At 42.2% G+C, this 569-nt stretch carries 1 protein-coding gene and 1 pseudogene; both read right to left on the bottom strand.

Translation table 11 applies throughout. The annotated features are described in order from the left end of the window. Positions 1 to 194, bottom strand: a pseudogene (locus tag H5158_RS23595) (transposase); the annotation flags it as partial. A 27-nt stretch (positions 195 to 221) separates the two neighbouring features. Next, positions 222 to 569: transposase (locus H5158_RS23590; RefSeq protein WP_259398902.1), on the bottom strand; the 348-nt coding region annotated here is incomplete at its 5' end.

Here is a 569-nt window from a genome sequence, read left to right as displayed (position 1 = left end):
ATCAACTCTTCGCTCAGGCTATCTTGTGATTGGTGACGTTCGATAATACGTTTACTCGCGCGTTCTAGTTTTGCTTTTTTACGCCCTAGCTCATCGAATGTGCCGCTCCATTCTTTACTCGCATTAGATTTCAATTTGCATCCATCAATGGCAAACATGTTGCGACCTATCAAGCCTTCTTCATCGCAGATCATCAGTACTTGCGTAAACAGCGGTTCAATCTATTCGTGCATTTTGGCCACGAATCCCGCTACAGATGTGTAATGAGGTTGAATATCACCCGACACACTCATGAACAAAATATTCGTCTCACACGCCTTAGCAATACGGCGGCTACTAACCAAACCATGTGCGTAACCAAGTAAAATAATCTTTAGCATCACTGAAGGAGGATACGCAGCAGCACCCGTTTTATCATTGTGATACCACGCATCAAAGCCCGATAAATCGAGTTTATTTTCGACAATATAACAAAGCGCATACTCAAATGTACCTGGCAATATTTGCTCAGCAAAATTGATTGGAATGAATTTATTTTGGCAGGATAAGTCTGGCTTGTAGTTGGCCAT

It is taken from the genome of Pseudoalteromonas sp. SR45-6 (genome assembly GCF_014163545.1).
Lineage (GTDB): Bacteria > Pseudomonadota > Gammaproteobacteria > Enterobacterales > Alteromonadaceae > Pseudoalteromonas > Pseudoalteromonas rhizosphaerae.
Note: the sequence above shows the minus strand (reverse complement) of the source record. Positions and strands in the feature narration are given on the sequence as shown.